Annotated in this window: 20 protein-coding genes, 2 tRNA genes and 1 pseudogene; 16 read left to right on the forward strand and 7 right to left on the reverse strand. The window is 68.8% G+C overall.

Annotated elements, in window-relative coordinates; all coding sequences use genetic code 11:
- Positions 1-23: 23 nt before the first annotated feature.
- Positions 24-1,484 (reverse strand): amino acid permease, encoded by a 1,461-nt coding sequence (locus LNW71_RS21690; RefSeq protein WP_250969754.1) that lies wholly within the window; start codon positions 1,482-1,484, stop codon positions 24-26.
- Positions 1,485-1,713: 229 nt separating this feature from the next.
- Between LNW71_RS21690 and LNW71_RS21695 the strand changes: the two genes are divergently transcribed.
- Complete coding sequence (locus tag LNW71_RS21695) at positions 1,714-2,202, forward strand: ribose-5-phosphate isomerase (RefSeq protein WP_250969755.1); 489 nt, start codon at positions 1,714-1,716, stop codon at positions 2,200-2,202.
- An 86-nt stretch (positions 2,203-2,288) separates the two neighbouring features.
- Entirely contained in the window at positions 2,289-3,098 is an 810-nt protein-coding gene (locus LNW71_RS21700; RefSeq protein WP_250969756.1) for a DNA-formamidopyrimidine glycosylase family protein, read from the forward strand.
- Positions 3,099-3,230: 132 nt separating this feature from the next.
- Here the strand turns inward: LNW71_RS21700 and LNW71_RS21705 are convergent, their stop codons facing one another.
- The gene (locus tag LNW71_RS21705; protein WP_250969757.1) at positions 3,231-4,463 is read right to left on the reverse strand and encodes a GNAT family N-acetyltransferase; all 1,233 of its coding nucleotides are present in this window, start codon (positions 4,461-4,463) and stop codon (positions 3,231-3,233) included.
- Between the two features lie 105 nt (positions 4,464-4,568).
- On the opposite strand from LNW71_RS21705, the gene LNW71_RS21710 reads away from it, so the two are divergent.
- Entirely contained in the window at positions 4,569-5,714 is a 1,146-nt protein-coding gene (locus LNW71_RS21710) for a PP2C family protein-serine/threonine phosphatase (protein ID WP_250969758.1), read from the forward strand.
- 50 nt (positions 5,715-5,764) lie between these two features.
- On the opposite strand, the gene LNW71_RS21715 is transcribed toward LNW71_RS21710, so the two are convergent.
- On the reverse strand, positions 5,765-6,928 hold the full coding sequence (locus LNW71_RS21715) for a cation:proton antiporter (protein ID WP_250969759.1): 1,164 nt from the start codon (positions 6,926-6,928) through the stop codon (positions 5,765-5,767).
- Between the two features lie 190 nt (positions 6,929-7,118).
- Between LNW71_RS21715 and LNW71_RS21720 the strand changes: the two genes are divergently transcribed.
- Entirely contained in the window at positions 7,119-7,604 is a 486-nt protein-coding gene (locus LNW71_RS21720) for an HD domain-containing protein (protein ID WP_250969760.1), read from the forward strand.
- Between the two features lie 46 nt (positions 7,605-7,650).
- On the opposite strand, the gene LNW71_RS21725 is transcribed toward LNW71_RS21720, so the two are convergent.
- Positions 7,651-8,832 (reverse strand): acyltransferase family protein, encoded by a 1,182-nt coding sequence (locus LNW71_RS21725; protein ID WP_250969761.1) that lies wholly within the window; start codon positions 8,830-8,832, stop codon positions 7,651-7,653.
- A gap of 467 nt (positions 8,833-9,299) precedes the next feature.
- Between LNW71_RS21725 and LNW71_RS21730 the strand changes: the two genes are divergently transcribed.
- On the forward strand, positions 9,300-9,494 hold the full coding sequence (locus LNW71_RS21730; protein WP_250969762.1) for a hypothetical protein: 195 nt from the start codon (positions 9,300-9,302) through the stop codon (positions 9,492-9,494).
- Positions 9,495-9,659: 165 nt separating this feature from the next.
- Here LNW71_RS21730 and LNW71_RS21735 read toward each other — a convergent pair whose 3' ends face one another.
- A complete protein-coding gene (locus LNW71_RS21735) occupies positions 9,660-9,992 on the reverse strand; it encodes an FAD-dependent oxidoreductase (RefSeq protein ID WP_250969763.1) in 333 nt (110 codons plus the stop codon).
- A gap of 142 nt (positions 9,993-10,134) precedes the next feature.
- Positions 10,135-10,205, reverse strand: a tRNA-Gly gene (locus LNW71_RS21740).
- Between the two features lie 165 nt (positions 10,206-10,370).
- Here LNW71_RS21740 and LNW71_RS21745 point away from each other — a divergent pair.
- From LNW71_RS21745 to clpX, 5 genes are all read left to right on the forward strand, one after another.
- Positions 10,371-10,447: transfer RNA gene (locus tag LNW71_RS21745), tRNA-Pro, on the forward strand.
- A 151-nt stretch (positions 10,448-10,598) separates the two neighbouring features.
- Entirely contained in the window at positions 10,599-11,984 is a 1,386-nt protein-coding gene (gene tig / locus LNW71_RS21750; RefSeq protein ID WP_250969764.1) for a trigger factor, read from the forward strand.
- A 265-nt stretch (positions 11,985-12,249) separates the two neighbouring features.
- A complete protein-coding gene (locus tag LNW71_RS21755) occupies positions 12,250-12,855 on the forward strand; it encodes an ATP-dependent Clp protease proteolytic subunit (protein WP_250972096.1) in 606 nt (201 codons plus the stop codon).
- An 81-nt stretch (positions 12,856-12,936) separates the two neighbouring features.
- Complete coding sequence (locus LNW71_RS21760) at positions 12,937-13,620, forward strand: ATP-dependent Clp protease proteolytic subunit (RefSeq protein WP_285802179.1); 684 nt, start codon at positions 12,937-12,939, stop codon at positions 13,618-13,620.
- A gap of 156 nt (positions 13,621-13,776) precedes the next feature.
- Positions 13,777-15,078 (forward strand): ATP-dependent Clp protease ATP-binding subunit ClpX, encoded by a 1,302-nt coding sequence (clpX, locus tag LNW71_RS21765; protein WP_250969765.1) that lies wholly within the window; start codon positions 13,777-13,779, stop codon positions 15,076-15,078.
- A 75-nt stretch (positions 15,079-15,153) separates the two neighbouring features.
- Here the strand turns inward: clpX and LNW71_RS21770 are convergent, their stop codons facing one another.
- Positions 15,154-16,134, reverse strand: coding sequence for a hypothetical protein (locus LNW71_RS21770; protein ID WP_250969766.1), 981 nt, complete (start codon positions 16,132-16,134; stop codon positions 15,154-15,156).
- Between the two features lie 140 nt (positions 16,135-16,274).
- Between LNW71_RS21770 and LNW71_RS21775 the strand changes: the two are divergent.
- The 6 genes and pseudogenes from LNW71_RS21775 (at position 16,275) to mreC (ending at position 23,879) form a co-directional block, all read left to right on the forward strand.
- A pseudogene (locus tag LNW71_RS21775) lies at positions 16,275-18,895 on the forward strand (valine--tRNA ligase).
- Between the two features lie 111 nt (positions 18,896-19,006).
- Positions 19,007-20,530, forward strand: a complete 1,524-nt coding sequence (locus tag LNW71_RS21780) for a folylpolyglutamate synthase/dihydrofolate synthase family protein (protein ID WP_250969767.1) — start codon at positions 19,007-19,009, stop codon at positions 20,528-20,530.
- A 5-nt stretch (positions 20,531-20,535) separates the two neighbouring features.
- Positions 20,536-20,892, forward strand: a complete 357-nt coding sequence (locus tag LNW71_RS21785; protein WP_250969768.1) for a DUF4233 domain-containing protein — start codon at positions 20,536-20,538, stop codon at positions 20,890-20,892.
- A 115-nt stretch (positions 20,893-21,007) separates the two neighbouring features.
- Positions 21,008-21,421: a nucleoside-diphosphate kinase gene (gene ndk, locus LNW71_RS21790; RefSeq protein ID WP_250969769.1), complete on the forward strand. Its 414-nt coding sequence runs from the start codon at positions 21,008-21,010 to the stop codon at positions 21,419-21,421.
- Between the two features lie 293 nt (positions 21,422-21,714).
- A complete protein-coding gene (locus LNW71_RS21795) occupies positions 21,715-22,734 on the forward strand; it encodes a rod shape-determining protein (RefSeq protein WP_024492993.1) in 1,020 nt (339 codons plus the stop codon).
- Positions 22,735-22,832: 98 nt separating this feature from the next.
- Positions 22,833-23,879, forward strand: coding sequence for a rod shape-determining protein MreC (gene mreC / locus LNW71_RS21800; RefSeq protein ID WP_250969770.1), 1,047 nt, complete (start codon positions 22,833-22,835; stop codon positions 23,877-23,879).
- Positions 23,880-23,883 lie beyond the last annotated feature (4 nt).

Consider the following 23,883-nt stretch of genomic DNA (forward strand, 5'->3'; position numbering starts at 1 on the left):
CAAGGACCGTCAGGTATGGATGATCAGCTGCCGGCGGCGTCGGCCGGGACCTCGCTGCGGCGCCTGCGTGCCTCCCGCACCAGCGAGACGGCCACCACCAGCACCGCGACGAGCAGCGACAGCAGCACCTGCTCGCGTCCGGCGTCGTCGGTCAGCATGTAGACCAGCACGAACGAGATCATCGCGATGGTCGCCCAGGTCAGATACGGGAAGAGCCACATCCGTACGACCAGCTTCTCGGGCGTCTCGCGCAGGATGATGCCGCGCATCCGCAGCTGGGTGAAGCAGATGACCAGCCAGACGAACAGTGCCACCGCGCCGGAGGAGTTCAGCAGGAACTGGAAGACGGTGTCGGGCCACTGGTAGTTGAAGAACACGGCGACGAAGCCGAAGACCACCGAGGAGAGGATGGCCGCCTGCGGCACGCCCCGCTTGTTGGTCCGGGCGAACGCCTTCGGGGCGTCACCGCGGCCGCCGAGCGAGAAGGCCATCCGGGACGCCGTGTAGAGACCCGAGTTGAGGCAGGACAGCACGGCCGTCAGCACGATGACGTCCATCACCTGACCGGCGTGCGGGATGCCGATGACGTCGAGTGCGGCGACGTAGCTGCCCTTCTCGACGATCGCCGGGTCGTTCCAGGGCAGCAGCGTCAGCACGATGAAGATCGAGCCCAGGTAGAAGACGCCGATCCGCCAGATCACGCTGTTGGTGGCCTTCTGGACGGCGCGCTGCGGATTCTCCGACTCACCGGCCGCCAGCGTCACGATCTCGCTGCCCATGAAGGAGAAGACGACCATCAGCACACCGGTGAGGATGGCGCCCGGCCCCTCGGGGAAGAAACCGCCGGTGTCGGTGAGGTGGGCAAGACCCGACCCCGCGTCGTCCGAACCGGGCAGCACGCCGAAGACGGCGAGCAGGCCGACGATCACGAACGCGCCGATCGCGACCACCTTGATCCCGGCGAACCAGAACTCGAACTCGCCGTACGAACCGACCGAGACCAGGTTCGTCGCCGTCAGCACCAGCATCACGATCAGGGCCCAGGCCCATTGCGGGACACCCGGCACCCAGCCCTCCAGGATCTTGGCACCCGCCGTGGCCTCGACGGCGAGCACCACGACCCAGAAGAACCAGTACAGCCAGCCGATCGAGAAACCGGCCCAGCGGCCCAGTGCCTGGTCGGCGTAGGTGGAGAAGGAGCCCGATGCGGGGCGGGCGGCAGCCATCTCGCCGAGCATCCGCATCACGAAGACGACCATCAGGCCGACCAGCGCGTACGACAGCAGGATGGCCGGTCCGGCGGCGGCGATGCCGGCGCCGGAGCCCACGAAGAGGCCCGCGCCGATCACACCGCCGATGGCGATCATCGAGAGGTGACGGTTCTTGAGACCGGCCTGGAGTCCGTCCTGGGACCCCGTCCGATCCGAACGGTCCGGCTCGTCGGGCTGTTGGCCCGGCCCTGCCAGAGTCGTCTGCGACGTCATGGATCGAATCCTTACGTTTCGGATCACTCGGTTGCGTGACTCGCCGTGGCACGGTGGTGCAGCGGCGAGCGATGCATTGAAGCCCGGGAAACCCTGAAAACGGAACCCTTTCCTCCGATTCGTTGACCGGATCGTTGCCTCAGTGGCGTTGCACACACAGGGTTCGCACATCAGGGCCACACGCACCCCGTCGTCGGCTACCCGGCGTCGCTCGTGCCACACTCCTCCCATGCGCGTGTACCTCGGTTCCGACCATGCCGGATACGAACTCAAGAACCACCTCGTCGAGTGGCTCAAGGCCCAGGGCCACGAGGCCGTCGACTGTGGTCCCCACATCTACGATGCCCAGGACGACTATCCGCCGTTCTGCCTGCGGGCCGCCGAGAAGACGGCCGCGGACCCGGACAGCCTCGGCATCGTCATCGGTGGCTCCGGCAACGGCGAGCAGATGGCCGCGAACAAGGTCAAGGGCGTCCGCGCCGCACTCGCCTGGAGCGAGCAGACCGCCGCGCTGGGCCGCGAGCACAACGACGCCAACGTGATCTCCATCGGCGGCCGGATGCACACGGCGGACGAGTGCACCAAGTTCGTCGAGATCTTCCTCACCACCCCCTACTCGGGCGAGGAGCGGCACACCCGCCGCATCGACATGCTCACCGCGTACGAGAACACCGGCGAGCTCCCCCCGATCCCGGCCCACCACCCGCAGCAGGGCTGACCGCCCCCGCACCCCGCCTGTGCCGCCGGCGCGCCCGGCGGCACAGCCATGTCCGCACCCGCATCCCACCCAGGAGAGCCGCAGCCGTGCCCGAGGGACACACGATCCACCGCCTCGCGGAGGACCACCTGGACCGGTTCGCCGGGTGGCCGGTGCGGGTGAGCAGCCCGCAGGGGAAGTTCTCCGACAGTGCCGCGCTGCTCGACGGCCGGGTGCTGAACGGGGTCGACGCCCACGGCAAGCACCTCTTCCTCGACTTCGAGGGCACCGGCTGGATCCACATCCACCTCGGCCTGTTCGGCAAGCTCGGATTCGGTACGGTCCCGGCCCCGCCGCCCACCGACACCGTGCGGCTGCGCCTGCTGAACGACGAGCACCACGCGGATCTGCGCGGCCCCACCACCTGCGCGCTGATCACCGGCGCCGAGAAGCGCGCGATACACGAGCGGCTCGGCCCCGATCCGCTGCGCTCCGACGACGACGGCGAGCGCGCCTGGCAGCGGATCTCCCGCAGCCGGATCACGGTGGCCGCCCTGCTGATGGACCAGAAGGTCGTCGCGGGCGTGGGCAACGTGTACCGGGCGGAGGTGCTGTTCCGGCACGGCATCGACCCGTACCGGCCCGGCAAGGACCTCACCCGCCGCGAGTGGGACGCGATCTGGGCGGACCTGGGCGCGCTGATGCGCGAGGGCGTCCGGAACAACCGCATCGACACGGTGCGCCCCGCGCACCTGCCCGAGGCGATGGGCCGCCCCCCGCGGGTGGACGACCACGGTGGCGAGGTGTACGTCTACCGGCGCGCGCGCCAGGCCTGCCACATCTGCGGCACGGAGATCCGCACCGCGGACCTGGCCGCCCGCAACCTGTTCTGGTGCCCGGGCTGCCAGTCCGCGTAGCGACGGGCGGGCAATCCGGCCCGTCCGGCGCCTGCGGACGGAGGGCCCGAAGGGGCGCTGTGCGACAGCCGCGGCGCCCGGCACGTTCAAGCCTGTCCGGCGCCTGAGGCCAGAGCCGGCCGCCCCCGCTGCCTAGAACCCCCGGGGCAGCCACGGCGCCACGTCGGACAGGAACGCCGACGACACCTCCGCGACCGCCCCCGCCCGCAGCTCCCGCACCCGCCCGGCCAGGGCCAGCGCCCCCAGCGACTCACCGCCCAGATACACGGTCCCCAGCTCCCGCACCGAAAGCGCCAGATCCGCCGGGTCCTCGGTGCGCTTGCACGACGCACCGCCCAACGCGTCGGCCGTCAGCCGCCAACGCCCCGCGTTCCAGGGGCAGAACGCGTCCTCGACCTCGAACACCACGTCCACCGGCGCCCGGTAGGTGCGCGCCTCCAGGGCCGCGCCCACGTCCACCAGCCGCACATGGAGCGAATCCCGGACCCGGACCTCGCACCGCCGCACGTCCGACACCAGATGCAGCACCGCGTCGTCAACCGGCCGGTTCCGCGCCTCCACCGTCGACGTCAGGTCGATCCCGAAGAGGAAGCGCCACAACGCCGCGTACGCCGCCGGATCCAGGGCCGCCAGATCACTCACCGCGACCCGCCCCTTGGGACCGGACGGGTCCCAGGCCGGCTTGATGTGGTAGGTCGTGTAGCCCACGACCTCGCCGTCCCGCTCGGCCAGCACGCACTGCAGCGCCGAACCGCCCTGCCGCGAACTCTCCGGACCCGTCAGCGACTTGCGCTCCCAGCCCGGCCCGTGGGCCGGAGTGCCGGGCCGGCCCGGCACCAGGCGCGCGTACACGCTCTCGCACGCGGCGACCGCCTCGTCCTTCCTCGCGTGCCGCAGCCGGATCGCGGCCGTACCCTCCGGGACGCCCAGCCGCACCCGGTCAGTGTCGATCGTCAGGGACATCTGGCGGGTCGCCGACCCGTACCCGTAACGACCGTAGATCGCGGGCTCCGACGCCGTCAGCACGGCGAGCGGCTCACCCAGTGCCCGTACGTCGTCGAGCTGGCGGCGCATCATCGAGGTCAGCAGGCCACGCCGGCGGTGCGTGGCCGCGACGCTCACCATCGTCACACCCGCGGCCGGCACCAGCGCTCCGCCCGGCACGGCCAGCCGGAAGCTGAACGCCCCTGCCGTGGCGACGACTTCGGTGCCGTCCCAGATTCCCAGCGAGCGCTCGTGCTCGGTCAGTTCCTGATCCAGCTCGCGCTGCTCGGGCGGCTCTGCGACTCCGCCGAAGGCGAGCTCCAGGCACTCGAACCATTCGTTCCATTCGGAGGGCCGCAATACGCGGAGCTCTGTAGTCATATGCCATGCCTACCAGGGGTAGGCCGGACGGGCGACCCGATTTCGAACGCATTGTCACAGGGGTCCCCCTGCACCGGAGGCCGTCGGGTGGATAAGGTCCCCGCAATGGCCCGACGCGCAGGAGCAGAGACATACCCGGCCCGATTGCGGAAATCGGCGCACCGGGTACGCAGCACGCTGCGCAGATCCGGCGTGGACTACTTCCGCGGTGACGGCTCCGACTGGATCGCGCTTGCCGGCCTGCTGCTCACCGTTCCGGCCATCACCAGCGGCACCCTGCTGAACCCGGTGTGGTGCTCCCCGACCGCGCTCGTCCTGCCGATCGTGGCCGGCGGTCTGCTGCTGCGGCCCGCCAGCCTGCTCGGCCTGTACTCGGCGGCCGCCGCGGCCCTGATCGTGGAGTCCGTGTGGCTCGGACCGTATGTGGACGGGACGGTCGGCGTCACCCCCGGCACCGTGCTGACCGTCGCGGCCTGCGGCTTCTTCGGGCTGGTGCTCGCCCAGTTCCGGGCCAGGGTCGGTGTGCCGTGGCGGCGCGGCGGCACCATGCTCTTCGACCTGCGTGAACGCCTCCGCGTGCAGAGCGCCCTGCCCCGGCTGCCGCAGGGCTGGCACCGGGAGATGTCGCTGCGTCCGGCCGGCGGCCAGTCCTTCTCCGGCGACTTCGTCGTCGCGGCCCGCACCAACGGCGGCCGCACCCTGGAGGTCGTGCTCACCGACGTCTCCGGCAAGGGCATGGACGCGGGCTCCCGCGCCCTGCTGCTGTCCGGCGCCTTCGGCGGGCTCCTCGGCTCGCTGCCGCCGCACGGCTTCCTGCCGGCGGCCAACGGCTATCTGCTGCGCCAGGACTGGGACGAGGGCTTCGCCACCTCGATCCATCTGGTCCTGGACCTGGACTCGGGCGACTACGAACTGCTCTCGGCCGGCCATCCGCCCGCCCTCCAACTCCACGCGGGCAGCGGCCAGTGGGAGGAGAAGGCGGCGGAGGGCCCCCTGCTCGGGGTGTACGACGGGGCGCAGTTCGACGCGGTGAAGGGCTCGCTGTCCCCGGGGGACGTCCTGATGTTGTTCACCGACGGTCTGGTGGAGGCGTCGGACCGGGACATGACGGAGGGCATCGACCGGCTGACCGGTGAGGCCGACCGCTATGTCTCGACCGGCTTCGAGGGCGCGGCCTGGCACCTCATCGAGGCGTGTGCCAGGGACGTCAACGACGACCGGGCACTGCTGCTGCTGTCACGGCGTTCCTGAACCGTACGCAACCTGTCCGAACCGGGCGCCCGTCAACGATGACCGGCCCGTCACCGGGACGTGGCGGGTGTCGTGGCCCGCCCGCCCGGCAGGAACCGGGCCAGCCAGTGCGACCGGCCGGCCGCCAGCGGCGCGAGGACCGCGAGGACGAGCACGTATCCCGCGATGAACGGCGCCAGTCGCTCGTCCAGTCCCGCACCCGCCGCCATCGTGGCGAGGATCAGCGCGAACTCGCCCCGCGCCACCAGGGTGGTGGCGATGTTCGCCGTGGCCTGCGCGCCGAACGCGTACACCTTGGCGGCCGCGAGCCCGGCGAGGACGTTCATGGCGAGGGTCACCAGCACGGCGGCCAGCACCGGCCACAGCACGGTGGGCAGGTCGCCGGGGTCGATGGAGAGGCCGAAGGCGAAGAAGAAGATCGCGCCGAACGCGTCGCGCAGCGGGTGGACCAGCTTGAGGATGCGTGGCCCCGAGGTCGTGCTGCCGAGCATCAGGCCCACCATGAAGGCACCGATGGCGTCCGCGACCCCGAACCACTCCGAGACACCGGCCACCAGGACCGCGGCGCCGAGGAAGGAGATGACGAGGAGCTCGTCGTCCCGGGTGTTGATCAGCCTGCCGATGACCTTGGTGCCGAAGCGGGCGGCGAGGGCGAGTACCAGCAGGAAGCCGAACGCCTTGCCGCCGTCGACGGCCGCCGCGGCGAGGCTGTCGGCGCCCGAGAGGATGGGCTGGAGGGCGGCCAGGTACAGCGCGAGGAAGACGTCCTCGACGACGATGATGCCGAGGATCGGCTTGGTCTCGGGATTGCCGATCCGGCCCAGGTCGACCAGCACCTTGCTGACGATGGCCGAGGACGAGATGCCGAGCACTCCCGCCAGGACCAGTGCCTCCGACGTGCCCCAGCCCAGCGCGAAGCCGAATCCGAGCCCGGCGCCGACGTTCAGGGCGAGGTAGGTGCCGCCGGCGAGCGCCATCTTGCGGCCGCCTGCCTTGAGGTCGTCGAGATGGAACTCCAGGCCCAGGTAGAAGAGCAGCAGCACCAGGCCGAGCGCGGAGAGCATCTCCAGGTCGTGCGGGTCGGAGACCAGGACGACACCGGGGGTGTGCGGGCCGAGCAGGATGCCGGCCAGGATGAACAGGGGGATGGTCGGCAGTCCGATGCGGCTGCCGACGCGGGCGAGAACGGCGGCGGCCAGGAAGGCGCCGCCCATGGCGATGAGCGTGTCTGCGTGTCCGATGAGCCCGGTCCTTCGTTTGGTCAAGAGAACGTCAAGGAATCGTCAGTAATTAGTTTACCGAACGATTGACGTCGCAACTGTGCCCACCCGGCGGGGAGCGTACGAAGGAATCGGCGCGGCCGTCCCGGCAGCCGGCCGGCGGCCTGTCCGTAGAGTCGGACCCATGACCGCAGCACGCGCACAACTGACCCTGGCCGAAGTCGAGGACATCGCCCGCGAGGCGCATGCCGGTCAGCGGGACAAGGCGGGCCGACCGTACGCCGAGCATCTCGCCGCCGTCGCCGACGGCGTACGCGCCAGGGGTGGCAGCGACGACCAGATCGCCGCCGCCTGGCTGCACGACGCGGTCGAGGACGACGCGCTGTCAGCGCGCTGGCTGGCCGGGGCCGCACTGCCGCAGCAGGTCAAGGACATGGTCCTCGCCGTCACCAAGCGGCCCGGCGAGGAGCTTGCGGAGTACACCCGGCGGATCCTGGCCACGCCGGGCGCACTGCTGATCAAGGAGTCCGACCTCGCGCACAACGCCGACCCGGACCGCCTCGCGGTGCTGGAACCGGCGACCCGTACCCGGCTGACCGAGAAATATGCGCTGGTACGGAGCCTGCTCGGGCTCACCGCACCGAAATCGCCCGCCGAACGGCAGGATTGAGCCAACACGGCGAAGCCCGGCCTGTCGGGCCGGGCTTCGGTGGATCTCAGACCTTGGCGGCGTCCCGCCGGAAGGCCCAGTTCATGTCCGGCTCGGTCACGCATCGCATGAGACGCCGTACCGGCGGCGTGCACAGCAGCGTCACTCCGGCAGCCGCGACCACGCTCACGACCACCAGGCCCACCGGGGAGGCCAGCCACTCGTTCCGGTCGAAGACCCCGAAGTAGTCGGCGCCCTTCACCAGGAAACCGTGCAGCAGATAGCCGCAGATCGTCCCGGCTCCCAGCACCGTGAACCACATGTGACGGCGCGGCACCCACGACAGGAACCCGATGGTGAGCAGGGTCGCGCAGCCGAACAGCGCGAGGGTCATCACCGCGCCGGACCACCACGGGGCGTGCATGTCCTGGGCGCTGGAGTCGCGCAGGAACCAGCCCAACTGCATCCGGGGCGCGGCCCAGTAGGCGAAGACCGCCGCACCGGCGAACAGCGGCAGGGCGAGCAGTCGCACCTCACGTCGGCGGACCAGCTGGAAGTGCTCGGGCTTCAGCTGGAGCCCGAGCACGAAGAACGGCAGCAACTGCAGGACGCGCGGCAGGTCGAAATCGTCACCCACGCTGGGTGCGAACGAGGCGAGGGCGGCCACGCCGAGGGAGATCGCGAGCGGGTGACGCAGGTTCCGCCAGATCGGTGTGGTCAGTCGCCAGATGAACAGGGCGGCCAGGAACCAGGTGAGGTACCAGGGTTCGAGCAGGCTGATCGCCACATCGGGTGAGTCGTTCGCGTACCGCCGGAACAGCGAGTACGCCACCTCGAACACGATGTACGGCACGGCGACACCGGTGATCAGGCGCTTCACCTTGGCCGGGCTCAGGTCGAACGAACGTGAGAAATAACCCGAGATGATGATGAAGGCCGGCATGTGGAACGTGTACGTCACCATCCACACCGCGCGGGCCGCCCGGCTCCCGTCCATGACCGGCGCCCATGAGTGCGCCACCGCGACCAGCACGATGGCCAGGTACTTGGCGTTGTCGAAGTAGGCGTCACGCTTCTTCGCGGGTGCGGCCGGGGCCGTCTTCGCGGGTGCGGCCGAGGCCGGCCGGTCCGCCACCGCTACCGCAGCCGGGGCCTCCGGGGTCCTCGCAGGCGCCGGGCGTCTGGGCTCCGACTCCCGGGTCCCTGGGGGGAGTGTGGCCCTCTGAAATGCGTTCGGAGCGTGGAACATCTCAAGCACCTTAGACGTCTCGATTGCAATTCGTAAAACCACCCCCGAATATCGCGTGTTCCCGGCCGATCGAAACCCAAACCCATGAATCCTGCCCGATATGGCCGTGTTAATCCTCCTTAAATGGTGCATATCGTCAGGCAGTTGGAGGCGGTGAATTACGTCGCATTCGACCCGGGAAATTGCATGTGAATAAAGTGTGTGGGTACAGAAACGATCACCGTTGCAGATCATTCCGGCCCATTGGGCGGGCGCCGCGGGCGAGTGCCACCCCCGCCGGGCGGCCGCCGGGCCGACGGGCACGACGCGCCGTCGCGCACCGGCGCAAGATGGCGCGATCCCGACCAGTGCTTTCGTCACCTGGCAGCGACCACAGGGGAGTTGGTGGCACGATGGGGGTAACGGAGGAGTGCGCTGCCGCACGCCTCCGGGCCGGCAAGGCGGACCGACCGAGGGTGTGATCAGTCGTGGCCATTTCACTGTCTGTGGTGCTTCTTTTGGCGATCATCCTGGTGGTCCTGATCCGAGGTGGCTCCATCAAGGCCGGACCCGCGGTCGTCGCGGTGCTCTTCGGCTTCTTCCTGGCGTCGACCGGCATGGCGCCGTCGATCCAGAGGTTCATGGACTCGATAGCGGCGAGCATCAACCAGATCAGTTTCTGATCCGGGGGCGCCGCCGCGCCACGGAACGCAAAGGGCCCGGTCCGGGGTCATCCGAAAGGATGTCCACCGGGGCGGGCCCGAGGCATGGAGCGGGCGACGGCGCCGCCAGGGAGCTGCCCGACACCGGCTCGAAGTCCTGTGCGCGCAGCGTCCTCGGTGGCCCTGTTACGGGGCGAACCGCTCGGGGCGGAAGTCCGCAAGCAGCTCGTCCCGCTCTCCGCCGAGAATCTCCGAAGCGAGCAGGCGGCCGATTACCGGCCCGAGTGTGATGCCGCTGTGGGAGACGGCTTCGTAGTAGCCCGGAACGGACGGTACGGCCCCCACCGAGGGGAATCCGTCGGCCGGGATCGGGCGGTTGACCACGCGTGTCTGCGTGATGCGACCGCTGCCGAGGGCCGGAACGACCTGCCGCGCCGCTTCGTGGAGTAGTTCGCCGATCCGCGTGACGATGCCGGGCTCCCGGCGCATCGGCAGTGGACGCGAGACGAGCCCGGCCACGTCGGCAGCATCGGGGCCCGCCGCGTTCACGACGACGCTGACATCGAGACGGCTCCCGTCGGCACCGGTGCGAACGGGAAGATCGGAAACACGTCAGGGCCAGGTGGGAGGATGAACCTCCGGCCTGGCCCTGAGCGATCGGAGCGGGCGACGGGAATCGAACCCGCGTAGCTAGTTTGGAAGACTAGGGCTCTACCATTGAGCTACGCCCGCATGCAGCGCACCGCAGGTCACGGGGACTGCGGCACGAGAAGCATCGTAGCGGGTCGTGAGCGCTGCCCGCACACCTGATTGGCTACCGGGTGTCGCGATGAGCGGCGCCGTACGAAAAGCGGCCGATGCGGTGCCGGTCTGCATGTACCCTACGTGTCGCACCGACGGGGTGTGGCGCAGCTTGGTAGCGCGTCCGCTTTGGGAGCGGAAGGTCGTCGGTTCGAATCCGGCCACCCCGACCACCGGCAAGATCGCATTGTGGGAGTTCTCCCCCTTGCCGTTACTATGCAAAATGCGTGCCCGTGTGTCTGATGTACCGGGCTCGGTCCGCGAAGCCGCCTCCTGTGCGGTGGAGCAGAACCCCAAGAAGTCAGCCACCAAGGAGACCGAACCGTGAAGAGCGCCGTGGAGACCCTGAACCCGACCCGGGTTCGGCTCAGCATTGAGGTGCCCTTCGAGGAGCTCAAGGACAGCCTCGACGCGGCGTACAAGAAGATCAACCAGCAGGTCACGGTGAAGGGGTTCCGCAAGGGCAAGATCCCCAACCGGGTCATCGACCAGCGGTTCGGCCGTGGTGCTGTGCTGGAGGAGGCCGTCAACGACGCCCTCCCGAAGTTCTACACCGAGGCCGTCAACGAGGGAGAGCTCAACGTCCTCGGCCAGCCGGAGGTCGACATCACCGAGCTGAAGGACGGCGAGCTGCTGTCCTTCACCGCGGAGGTTGACGTACGCCCCGAGATCGAGATTCCGGACTACTCCGGCATCGAGGTCACCGTCGACGCCCTTGAGGTCAGCGACGAGGACGTCGAGAAGGCCGTGGAGCAGCTCCGGGAGCGCTTCGCCTCGACCAACCCGGTCGAGCGCGCCGCCGCCGACGGCGACGTCGTGACGATCGACCTGCAGGCCAAGGTCGAGGGCGAGGTCCTGGAGGACGGCGTGGCCGAGGGTGTCTCGTACACCATCGGTTCCGGTGAACTCCTCGAAGGCATCGACGACGCCGTCACCGGCCTGGAGGCGGGTGGCGAGGCCACCTTCACCTCCGCGCTGAAGGGCGGCTCCGCCGAGGGCAAGGACGCCGAGGTCACCGTCAAGGTCACCGCCGTCGCCGCCCGTGAGCTTCCCGAGCTCGACGACGACTTCGCCCAGATGGCGAGCGAGTTCGACACGCTCGACGAGCTGAAGGCGGACAGCCGTAAGCGCCTCGAGAACACCAAGCAGTTCGACCAGGCCACCCAGGCCCAGGAGCGCGTCCTCGAGGAGCTGCTGAAGCTCGCCGAGGTCCCGATCCCCGAGAAGCTGCTCGCGGACGAGGTCCAGACCCGCAAGCACAACCTGGAGCACCACCAGCTCGGCCAGATGGGTCTCGACCTCGAGAAGTACCTGGAGATCCAGGGCAAGACCCTTGAGGAGTTCGAGGCAGAGACCTCCGAGCAGGCCATCAAGGGCATCAAGACCCAGTTCATCCTTGACGAGCTCGTCAACAAGGAGAAGCTGAACGTCAACCAGGAGGAGCTCACCGAGCACCTCATGCGGCGCGCGCAGTCCTCCGGCATGAGCCCGGACCAGTTCGCCCAGGCCGTCGTCGAGGGTGGCCAGGTGCCGATGCTCGTCGGCGAGGTCGCCCGCGGCAAGGCGCTCGCCGTCGTCGTCGAGGCCGCCAAGGTCGTCGACACCAACGGTGAGGTCGTCGAGCTCGAGGACGACGAGGACGTGGCGGAGGAGACCACCGAGGACGCCGAGGTCACCACCGACGCGGCCGAGGAGAAGACCGAGGCCTGAGCCTCGCGCTGAACCCGTACGACGGGCTCCGGACGCAGTAGCGTCCGGAGCCCGTCGTCGTATCGGCAGAGGTGCCCCACAACCCTTGTGCGGACTGCGGACCTTGCGCTCCCAGCGAACAGTTGCGGAAGCGGGATGGCGTTGTCCCACCTGCGCGTTAGGGTCCATGAATAGGAAGGGTCGGGGAGTCCCGGCCCACCCGGTACGAAGACGCTGAGACGGCCGGAGCCGTCAGAGACGAGCAGGTGGATACGTGACGAATCTGATGCCCTACGCCGCCGGAGAGCCGTCCCTCGGTGGAGGCCTCGGTGACCAGGTCTACAGCCGACTGCTCGGCGAGCGCATCATCTTCCTCGGACAGCAGGTCGACGATGACATCGCCAACAAGATCACCGCGCAGCTGCTTCTCCTTGCCGCCGAGCCGGACAAGGACATCTACCTCTACATCAACAGCCCCGGTGGTTCGGTGACAGCCGGCATGGCGGTCTACGACACCATGCAGTACATCCCGAACGACGTCGTCACCATCGGTATGGGCATGGCGGCCTCGATGGGCCAGTTCCTGCTCACCGGCGGCGCCGCCGGCAAGCGCTTCGCGCTCCCGAACACCGACATCCTCATGCACCAGGGCTCGGCCGGTATCGGCGGTACGGCCTCGGACATCAAGATCCAGGCCCAGTACCTGCTGCGCACCAAGCAGCGGATGGCGGAGATCACCGCCCGCCACTCCGGCCAGACCGTGGAGACGATCATCCGCGACGGCGACCGCGACCGCTGGTACACCGCGGACGAGGCCAAGGACTACGGCCTCATCGACGAGATCATCACGGTCGCATCGGGCGTTCCGGGCGGCGGCGGCACCGGCGCCTGATCCGGCTGGCGCCGGATCGCGCCCCACCCGCACCGCTTTTCTCTCGTACACCGAGACATCCAGCCACAGAACGCCACCAGGATGGTGAACACCCACATGAACAACTTCCCCGGCGCCTCTGCGAGCGGCCTCTACACCGGCCCGCAGGTGGACAACCGCTACATCGTCCCGCGCTTCGTGGAGCGCACCTCGCAGGGCGTGCGCGAGTACGACCCGTACGCGAAGCTCTTCGAGGAGCGCGTGATCTTCCTCGGTGTGCAGATCGACGACGCCTCCGCCAACGACGTCATGGCGCAGCTCCTGTGCCTGGAGTCGATGGACCCGGACCGGGACATCTCGATCTACATCAACAGCCCCGGCGGCTCGTTCACCGCGCTCACCGCGATCTACGACACGATGCAGTTCGTGAAGCCGGACATCCAGACGGTCTGCATGGGCCAGGCGGCCTCCGCCGCCGCCGTACTGCTCGCCGCGGGCACGCCGGGCAAGCGGATGGCGCTGCCGAACGCGCGCGTCCTGATCCACCAGCCGTCCTCGCAGACCGGCCGTGAGCAGCTCTCCGACCTGGAGATCGCGGCCAACGAGATCCTGCGGATGCGGAGCCAGCTGGAGGAGATGCTGGCCAAGCACTCGACCACGCCGATCGACAAGATCCGTGACGACATCGAGCGCGACAAGATCCTGACCGCCGAGGACGCCCTGGCGTACGGTCTGGTCGACCAGATCGTCTCGACCCGTAAGAGCGCGGCCGGAGCGGCCGCCTGACGTCGGCCTTTACCCCTTGGTGCGGCAGGGTCACCCGGTCTCGGCCGTGTGAACCGTGCCAAGGGGGCCCGAACGGGGGGCCAGGCAAGGTACCGTCGGACAGAGGCACGAGGAGGCGCTGAACCAGGCGCCTCCCAGGCGAAGGGGAAGCACCTCGTGGCACGCATCGGTGATGGCGGCGACCTGCTCAAGTGCTCGTTCTGCGGAAAGAGCCAGAAGCAGGTGAAGAAGCTCATCGCAGGACCCGGTGTGTACATCTGCGACGAGTGCATTGATCTCTGCAACGAGATCATCGAGGAGGAGCTCGCGGAGACCTCCGAGGTCCGGTGGGAGGAACTCCCCAAGCCCCGCGAGATCTACGAGTTCCTCGAGGGGTACGTCGTCGGGCAGGAGCCCGCGAAGAAGGCCCTCTCGGTCGCTGTGTACAACCACTACAAGCGGGTCCAGGCCGGGGAGAACGGCGGCGGGGCGAATCGTGACGACGCGATCGAGCTCGCCAAGTCGAACATCCTGCTGCTGGGCCCCACGGGTTCGGGCAAGACCCTCCTCGCGCAGACACTGGCCCGCATGCTCAACGTCCCGTTCGCCATCGCGGACGCGACGGCGCTGACGGAGGCCGGCTATGTCGGCGAGGACGTCGAGAACATCCTGCTGAAGCTGATCCAGGCCGCGGACTACGACGTCAAGAAGGCCGAGACCGGGATCATCTACATCGACGAGATCGACAAGGTCGCCCGCAAGAGCGAGAACCCGTCGATCACCCGCGATGTCTCCGGCGAGGGCGTCCAGCAGGCCCTGCTGAAGATCCTGGAAGGGACCACCGCTTCCGTACCGCCGCAGGGCGGACGCAAGCACCCGCACCAGGAGTTCATCCAGATCGACACGACGAACGTGCTGTTCATCGTGGGCGGCGCGTTCTCCGGACTCGAGAAGATCATCGAGTCCCGGGCCGGCGCCAAGGGCATCGGCTTCGGCGCCACGATCCGTTCCAAGCTGGAGATCCAGGCGAGCGACCAGTTCCAGGAGGTCATGCCGGAGGACCTGGTGAAGTTCGGGATGATCCCCGAGTTCATCGGCCGCCTCCCGGTCCTGACCTCGGTCCACAACCTGGACCGCGAGGCCCTGCTCCAGATCCTCATCGAGCCGCGCAACGCCCTGGTCAAGCAGTACCAGCGGCTGTTCGAACTCGACGGTGTGGAGCTGGAGTTCGAGCGCGAGGCACTGGAGGCCATCGCCGACCAGGCGATCCTGCGCCAGACCGGCGCGCGTGGTCTGCGCGCCATCATGGAGGAGGTCCTCCAGTCGGTGATGTACGAGGTGCCGTCCCGCAAGGACGTCGCCCGGGTGGTCATCACGTCTGACGTGGTCCGCAACAACGTCAACCCGACCCTGGTCCCGCGCGAGCCGCGGACGATCGGGAAGAACGACGACGGCGGGCGGCACGAGAAGTCGGCGTAGCCGCGGTTGAGTACGTACGCGAAGGGGCGCCCGGCCAGGTGAACTGGCCGGGCGCCCCTTCGCGTTGCGTGCGGGCTACTTGACCTCGACGCGGACGTCGTTGCGGAGCTTGGCCGCAGTGTTGGCCGCCTCCTCCAGCGAAGCGCCGCCCTTACCGGTCATGAGCGAGCCCATGTCCATGTTGAGAACGAGACTGAGGGTGCTGTGGTCGCCCCAGATGCAGACAGGCATGGTGAATGACTTGGCGCTGCTGCCGGTTCCCTCTTCCGACTTGACCTCCTGGCACTTCAGGACGCCGTTCTCGAATCCGGCGGGGGTGAAGGCCTGCGGGCTGCCGACGAACTCGCTACCGCCCTCCTTGTCCTTGCCCGCCTCCGTCTTGGCGTTGGCGAACATGGCGTCGACGACCTTCTCCGGGTCTTCGATGTCACCGTAGACGCCCTGGAACTGCAGGAGCTTCTGCGAGATCGCCTCGCCGGCCTGGTAGCTGCCGTTGACACTCGTGGGGTTCTTGACTCCCCACTCCTCGGCATCCTTGATGTCGCTCTCCGACATCTCGGTGTCGTCGTTCTTCGCGGCAGACTTCTTGTACGTCCCGTCGATCACAGTCGCCGGCGCCGTCAGCTTGTACGTCTTGCCGTCGTCTGCGACAGAGCCGCTGCCACCGCCCGAGGTCAGGGCGTACACCCCGCCGCCGATGACCAGCAGCGCCACAACGGCGCCCCCGATGATCAGCCCGGTCTTCTTCTTCGGCTGACCCGCCGGGGGGAACGGGGGCTGCTGGCCGTAGACCGGCTGGCCGCCGTACGGGGGAGTGGGGGGCTGCTGGCCGTACGGTCCGGGCTGCTGGGCCTGCGGGTAGCCGTAGCCCGGCTGCGGGGGCTGCTGCTGCGGCGGGACGCCCTGGGGGGCCTGCTGCGGGTACCCGTAGCCGGGCTGCCCCTGCGGCTGGCCCTGCGGCGGCTGGCCGCCGTAGGGGCCCGGCTGCTGGCCGTACGGTCCGGGCTGGCCCTGCGGCTGCTGCCCGCCGTACGGGCCCGGCTGGTTGTAGCTCATCTGCGGTGTCCCCTGTTCGTCATGCTTACGCGTTCCGAACATCCTGACGGAAGGCACACGGACGCGGAGCACCGGGAGTCACACCGTTACTGAACAAACCGGTTTCAGTGCATGACTGTGACGGCCCTAAACTGTGGTGCGTGACCGAGAACGCAGCGCAGCAGCCAGCCAGCAACCCCGAACTTCCGACCCAGTACACGCCGGCGGAGGTAGAGGGGAAGCTGTACGAGCGCTGGGTGGAGCGCGGTTACTTCGAGGCCGACGAGCACAGCGAAAAGCCGCCGTACTCCATCGTCATTCCGCCGCCCAACGTCACCGGCTCCCTGCACCTGGGGCACGCCTTCGAGCACACGCTGATCGACGCCCTCGTCCGCCGCAAGCGGATGCAGGGGTTCGAGGCGCTCTACCAGCCCGGCATGGACCACGCCGGCATCGCCACCCAGAACGTCGTCGAGCGCGAGCTCGGCAAGGAGGGCAAGTCCCGCCACGACCTGGGCCGTGAGGCCTTCGTCGAGCGCGTCTGGCAGTGGAAGAACGAGTCGGGTGGCCAGATCTCCGGCCAGATGCGCCGCCTCGGCGAGGGCGTCGCCTGGTCCCGTGAGCGCTTCACCATGGACGAGGGCCTGTCCAAGGCCGTCCAGACCGTCTTCAAGCGGATGTACGACGACGGGCTGATCTACCGCGCCGAGCGCATCATCAACTGGTGCCCGCGCTGTCTCACCGCGATCTCCGACATCGAGGTCGAGTACCAGGAGGACGACGGCGAGCTCGTCTCCATGCTGTACGGCGAGGGCGACGAGACCATCGTCGTCGCCACCACCCGCGCCGAGACGATGCTGGGTGACACCGCCGTCGCCGTCCACCCCGACGACGAGCGCTACAAGCACCTCGTCGGCAGGCAGATCAAGCTGCCGCTGACCGACCGCACGATTCCGGTCGTCGCCGACCACCACGTCGACCCCGAGTTCGGCACCGGCGCGGTCAAGGTGACCCCGGCGCACGACCCGAACGACTTCGAGATCGGCAAGCGCCACGACCTGCCGTTCCTGACTGTCCTGGACGAGCGCGCCGTCATCACCGTCCCCGGCCCCTTCCAGGGCCTGGACCGGCTGGAGGCCCGCTCCGCCATCGTCGCGGCCCTGCGCGCCGACGGCCGGATCGTCGCCGAGAAGCGTCCCTACGTCCACTCCGTCGGGCACTGCTCGCGCTGCAAGACGACCATCGAGCCGCGCCTCTCCCTCCAGTGGTGGGTCAAGGTCGAACCGCTCGCCAAGGCGGCCGGTGACGCCGTCCGCGAAGGCAAGGTCAAGATCCATCCGCAGGAGATGGAGAAGCGCTACTTCGACTGGGTCGACAACCTCCACGACTGGACGATCTCGCGCCAGCTCTGGTGGGGCCACCGCATCCCCGTCTGGTACGGCCCGAACGGCGAGGTCGTCTGCGTCGGACCGGACGACGAAGCCCGACGGGCGAGGGCTGGACGCAGGACAGCGATGTCCTGGACACCTGGTTCTCCTCGGGCCTGTGGCCGTTCTCCACGCTCGGCTGGCCCGAACAGACCGACAGCCTCGCGAAGTTCTACCCGAACTCCGTCCTGGTCACCGGCTACGACATCCTCTTCTTCTGGGTCGCCCGGATGATGATGTTCGGCCTCTACGTGAATGACGGCGTCCCGCCGTTCGGGACGATCGTCCTGCACGGCATGGTCCGCGACGAGCACGGCAAGAAGATGTCGAAGTCCTTCGGCAACGTGGTCAATCCGCTGGACTGGATGGACAAGTACGGCTCCGACGCGCTCCGTTTCACCCTGGCGCGCGGTGCCAACCCCGGTGTCGACGTCCCGATCGGCGAAGAGTGGGTCCAGGGTTCCGCCAAGTTCTCCAACAAGATCTGGAACGCCACCCGCTTCGCCCTGATGAACGGCGCCACGATCGAGGGCGAGCTGCCGGCCGCCGACGAGATGTCGGTGACCGACCGCTGGATCCTGTCCCGGCTCAACAAGACCGTCGCCGAAGTCGACGCTTACTACGACGACTTCCAGTTCTCCAAGCTCAGCGAGGCGCTCCGGCACTTCGCCTGGGACGAGGTCTTCGACTGGTACCTCGAACTGTCCAAGACCACGTTCTTCGGCGGCGGCCGCGGGGCCGAGGTCTCGGGCCGGGTCCTGGGCGAGGTCCTCGACGTGATGCTGCGCCTGCTGCACCCGGTTGTCCCCTTCGTCACCGAGACCCTGTGGACCGCACTCACCGGCCGCGAGTCCGTCGTCATCGCCGACTGGCCGGCGGACAGCGGCTTCCGTGACGACGCCGCCGAGCGGGAGATCGAGCTCGTCCAGCAGGTCGTCACCGAGGTCCGCCGCTTCCGGTCCGACCAGGGCCTGCAGCCGGGCCAGAAGGTTCCGGCCGAGCTCGCCCTGACCGGTACGCCGCTCGCGCCGCACGAGGCGGCCATCCGCCAGCTGCTGCGCCTGCAGCCCGCCGGCGACGGCTTCCACGCCACCGCGTCGCTGCCGGTCGCGGGCGCCACGGTCGCGCTCGACCTGTCCGGCACCATCGACGTCGAGGCCGAGCGTAAGCGCCTGACGAAGGACCTGGGCGCCGCCGAGAAGGAGAAGGCGCAGGCCAACGGCAAGCTGACAAACGAGGCGTTCCTCGGCAAGGCCCCGGACAACGTGGTCGACAAGATCCGTGGCCGGCTCGCCAAGGCCGAGAGCGACATCGAGCGGATCACTGCCCAGCTGGCGGCACTGCCGAAGGGCTGAGGCGCCGCGGAGCCCCTGTACCCCTCGCGCGAATGGGGGGACAGGGGCTCCGTCGTACCCGCGTCAGCGGGCGCTGCGCGCGATGTCCGTGCCCATCCGTAGACTGGCCCTGTGAGTGAGCCCCGCCCTTCCGACCGGCACGACGCGTCCGACTCCGACGAGACCTTCGCGGAGATCGTCGACGAAGCGACCCAGCGCGACCCCGACCTGGCGGTGATCGAGGCCGGGAGCCGTACGCTGCGCGCGGCCTCCGGGCCGCCCCAGAGCGACGAGGTGCCCGCCCGCCCCGCCGATCCGGAGGTGGACAGGGCGCTGCGCGAGGTGGAGCAGGAGCTCGCCGGGCGCTGGGGCGAGACCAAGCTGGAGCCGTCCGTGGCGCGCATCGCCGCGCTGATGGACGTGCTCGGCGAGCCGCAGCGCGCGTACCCCTCCATCCACATCACCGGTACCAACGGCAAGACGAGTACGGCCCGCATGATCGAGGCCCTGCTGGGCGCCTTCGATCTGCGCACCGGCCGCTACACCTCGCCGCACGTCCAGTCGATCACCGAGCGGATCAGCCTGGACGGCTCCCCGATGGACGCCGAGCGGTTCATCGAGACCTACCAGGACCTCAAGCCGTACGTCGAGATGGTCGACGCGCAGCAGCCCTACCGGCTCTCCTTCTTCGAGGTGCTCACCGGCATGGCGTACGCGGCGTTCGCCGACGCGCCGGTCGATGTCGCCGTCGTCGAGGTCGGCATGGGCGGCAGCTGGGACGCGACCAACGTGATCGACTCCACGGTCGCCGTGGTCACCCCGATTTCCCTGGACCACACCGACCGGCTGGGCTCCACGCCCGGCGAGATCGCGGGGGAGAAGGCCGGGATCATCAAGCAGGGCGCGACCGTCATCCTGGCCCAGCAGCCGGTCGACGCCGCCCAGGTCATGCTGAAGAAGGCCGTCGCGGCGGACGCCACGGTGGCCCGTGAGGGCATGGAGTTCGGCGTCGTCTCCAGGGAGATCGCCGTCGGCGGTCAGCTGCTGACGCTGCGTGGTCTCGGCGGTGAGTACGACAACATCTTCCTGCCGCTCTACGGCGCCCACCAGGCGCACAACGCCGTCGTGGCGCTCTGTGCGGTCGAGGCGTTCTTCGGGATCGGCGCCGAGCAGAGCGGCTCGCTCGACGTGGACATCATCCGCAAGGCCTTCGCCTCGGTGGTGTCGCCCGGCCGCCTCGAAGTCGTCCGCTCCAGCCCGACCGTCGTCCTGGACGCCGCCCACAACCCGGCCGGCGCCCGCGCCACCGCCGACGGCCTGTCCGAGGCATTCGGGTTCTCCCGGCTGATCGGCGTGGTCGGTGCCAGCGGCGACAAGGACGTCCGGGGTCTCCTGGAGGCGTTCGAGCCGATCTTCGCCGAGGTAGTCGTCACCCAGAACTCCAGCGGCCGTGCGATGGACGCCGACGCCCTGGCCACGGTCGCCGTCGAGGTCTTCGGCAACGACCGGGTCCAGGTCGAGCCCCGTCTCGACGACGCGCTGGAGGCGGCGATCACCCTCGCCGAGGAGGAGGACGAGTACGCGGGCGCCGGAGTGCTGGTGACCGGATCTGTGATCACGGTCGGCGAGGCCCGGCTGCTTCTGGGAAGGAGCTGACCCACGTGCGTACGCTCTGTGCTTCGACGCTGATCGGCGAGTTCTTCGTGATCGGGTTCGCCGGGCTCGTCGCGATGAAGTCCGACGACCTGTCGTCCGCCACGGTGTGGACGGTCTGCGGCATCGGCATGCTGCTCTGCGTGCTACTCTGCGGGGTGCTCACCCGCCCGGGCGGCATACAGCTCGGCTGGGCGCTCCAGATCGCGCTGGTCGCCAGCGGTTTCGTGGTGCCGATGATGTTCATTCTCGGCCTGGTCTTCGGCGGTCTGTGGTGGGCCTCGGTGCACTACGGCCGCAAGATCGACGAGGCGAAGGCCCGCTGGGCCGCGCAGGAGGCGGCCGAGGCGCCCGCCGGCGGCTGACCGACGAGCGGCCGTCGCCCGCCCCGGCCCGCGGCGGCCAAACCCGGCCGTCGGCCCCTCACAGCCCCCCTGTAATCTCGCCTGACCGCACCCGTATGCCTGCAAGGAGCCGCACATGACCCAGCGCACCCTCGTTCTTCTCAAGCCCGACGCCGTCCGTCGCGGTCTGGTCGGCGAGATCGTCGGCCGCATCGAGCGCAAGGCCGGCTGGAAGATCACCGCGCTGGAACTGCGTACCCTGGACCGCGCCACGCTGGAGCAGCACTACGCGGAGCACGTCGGCCGGCCGTTCTACGAGCCGCTCGTCGAGTTCATGCAGTCCGGCCCCGTCGTCGCGCTGGTCGCCGAGGGCGAGCGGGTCATCGAGGGCGTCCGTACCCTGACCGGCCCGACCGACCCGATCGCCGCCGCGCCCGGATCCATCCGTGGCGACTTCGGCACGATCACCCGGGAGAACCTCATCCACGCCTCGGACTCCGAGGAGTCCGCAGAGCGAGAACTGAAGCTGTTCTTTCCGGGCCGCTCCTGACCTCTGATCAGCCAAACAGCGCTGATGACCTGGGGCGACCGAAGTAATTCGGTCGCCCTTCGGTATAGGGCCCCCGATCGCGGGAACGCATCCCTCCGACGTAACGTCACCATGAGTGGAACGGCCACCCGTTCCGCTCAGCAAGGCGAAGGACCCTCGCGCTGTGTCGGTGTATCCGGCACTACGATGGAAGCTTCCACGCCCGCAGCGCTCATTTCGCCTACCAAAACAAGCCATCACCGCTTTCACTTGGGAAGGCCCGACGCATCCTCATGGGGAACAAGGGGAACTCAATGTCGTTCATCGGCCGTGACATGGCTATCGACCTCGGGACTGCCAACACGCTGGTGTACGTCAGGGGGCGCGGCATCGTTCTGAACGAGCCGTCCGTCGTGGCCATCAACACCAACACCGGCGGCATCCTGGCGGTCGGCGCCGAGGCCAAGAAGATGATCGGCCGTACACCGGGCAACATCGTTGCCGTACGGCCCCTGAAGGACGGCGTGATCGCCGACTTCGAGATCACGGAGCGGATGCTCCGCTACTTCATCCTGAAGATCCACAAGCGCCGCTACCTGGCCCGCCCGCGGGTCGTCGTCTGTGTGCCCTCCGGCATCACAGGGGTCGAGCGACGCGCCGTCATCGAGGCATCGACGCAGGCCGGCGCGCGTCAGGTGCACATCATCGAGGAGCCCATGGCGGCGGCCATCGGCTCCGGTCTGCCGGTCCACGAGGCCACCGGCAACATGGTCGTCGACATCGGTGGCGGCACCACCGAGGTCGCGGTCATCTCGCTCGGCGGAATCGTCACCGCCCAGTCGATCCGGGTCGCCGGTGACGAACTGGACAACGCGATCATCCAGCACATCAAGAAGGAGTACTCCCTCCTCCTCGGTGAGCGCACCGCCGAACAGATCAAGATCACCATCGGGTCGGCGTTCGAGCTGGAGAAGGACGAACACACCGAGATCCGCGGCCGTGACCTCGTCTCGGGCCTGCCCAAGACCGTGGTCATCTCCGCGACCGAGGTCCGCAAGGCGATCGAGGAGCCGGTCAACGCGATCGTCGACGCGGTCAAGACGACGCTCGACAAGTGCCCGCCGGAGCTCTCCGGCGACGTCATGGACCGGGGCATCGTCCTCACCGGCGGCGGCGCGCTGCTGCGCGGACTGGACGAGCGGCTGCGCCACGAGACGGGCATGCCGATCCACATCGCGGAGGACCCGCTGGACTCCGTCGCGCTCGGATCCGGCAAGTGCGTCGAGGAGTTCGAGGCGCTCCAGCAGGTGCTGGACGCCCAGCCCCGACGCTAGAAATTCCACGGCCCTCCGCGCGGACGCTGCCGCTCCGCGCGGAGGATCGTTGATATACAGGCACGAACATTCCTACGAGGAAGGCACGGCCGCCGCACGTGAGGGACACACGAGAGAGCCGGCTGCTCCTGGTGCTGCTGATCGCCATCGCTTTCGCACTGATCACGGTGGACATCCGCGGCGGCGAGGAGTCACCGGTGGACGGCGCCCGGCAGGCCGCCTCCACGGTCTTCGGACCTGTGGAGAACGGCGTCGCGTCGGCGGTGGACCCGGTGGGCAACGCCATAGGGGCGGTACGCGCCTCCGGCGCCCGCCACGACAAGATCGCCGCGCTGGAGCAGCAGAACGCCGCGCTGAAGGCGAAGCTCGGCAGTGACGACCAGAACCGCAGCCGGGTCCGCGAGCTCGACAAGATGCTCAAGAAGTCGGCCGCCGGCCAGTACGGCATCAAGGCCGCCGAGGTCATCGCCATAGGAGCGGCCCAGGGCTTCTCCTGGACGGTCACCATCGACGCGGGCTCCAAGGACGGTCTCAAGCGGGACATGACCGTTCTCAACGGCGACGGACTCGTGGGCAGGGTGACCACCGTGGGACCGGACACCGCCACGGTGCTCCTCGCCAACGACCCCGACTTCACCGTCGGCACCCGGATGGAGTCCACCGACGAACTCGGCTTCGCCACCGGCCAGGGCTCGCGTCCGCTCGCCGTCCAGTTCCTGAACGGCAAGGCCAAGGTGAAGAAGGGCGACCGCCTGGTCACGTTCGGCTCAAGCAAGGACAAGCCGTTCGTGCCCGGCGTACCGGTCGGCGAGGTGGTCCGCGTCGACCCGTCCGGCGGCGCCCTGACCCGAACGGTCTACGTCCGTCCGTATGTCGGCTTCACCAAGCTCGACATCGTCGGCATCGTCGTCCAGGCCCCGCGCGAGGACCCCCGCGACACGGTCCTGCCGAAGAAGCCGGCCAAGGCCGCCAAGCCGAAGCCCACCCCGACGGTCACCGTCACCATCTCGCCCAACGGCGACCTCGTGGACACCAACGGCAACGTCGTGGGGAACATCCACGAGAGCGCGAACCCCAGCGGCAGCCCGAGCCCGAGCGGGAACGCCACACCGAACGCCGACAACGCGGTAAACGAACAGAGGTAGAGCT

Source organism: Streptomyces sp. RKAG290, from assembly GCF_023701695.1.
Taxonomy (GTDB): Bacteria; Actinomycetota; Actinomycetes; order Streptomycetales; family Streptomycetaceae; genus Streptomyces.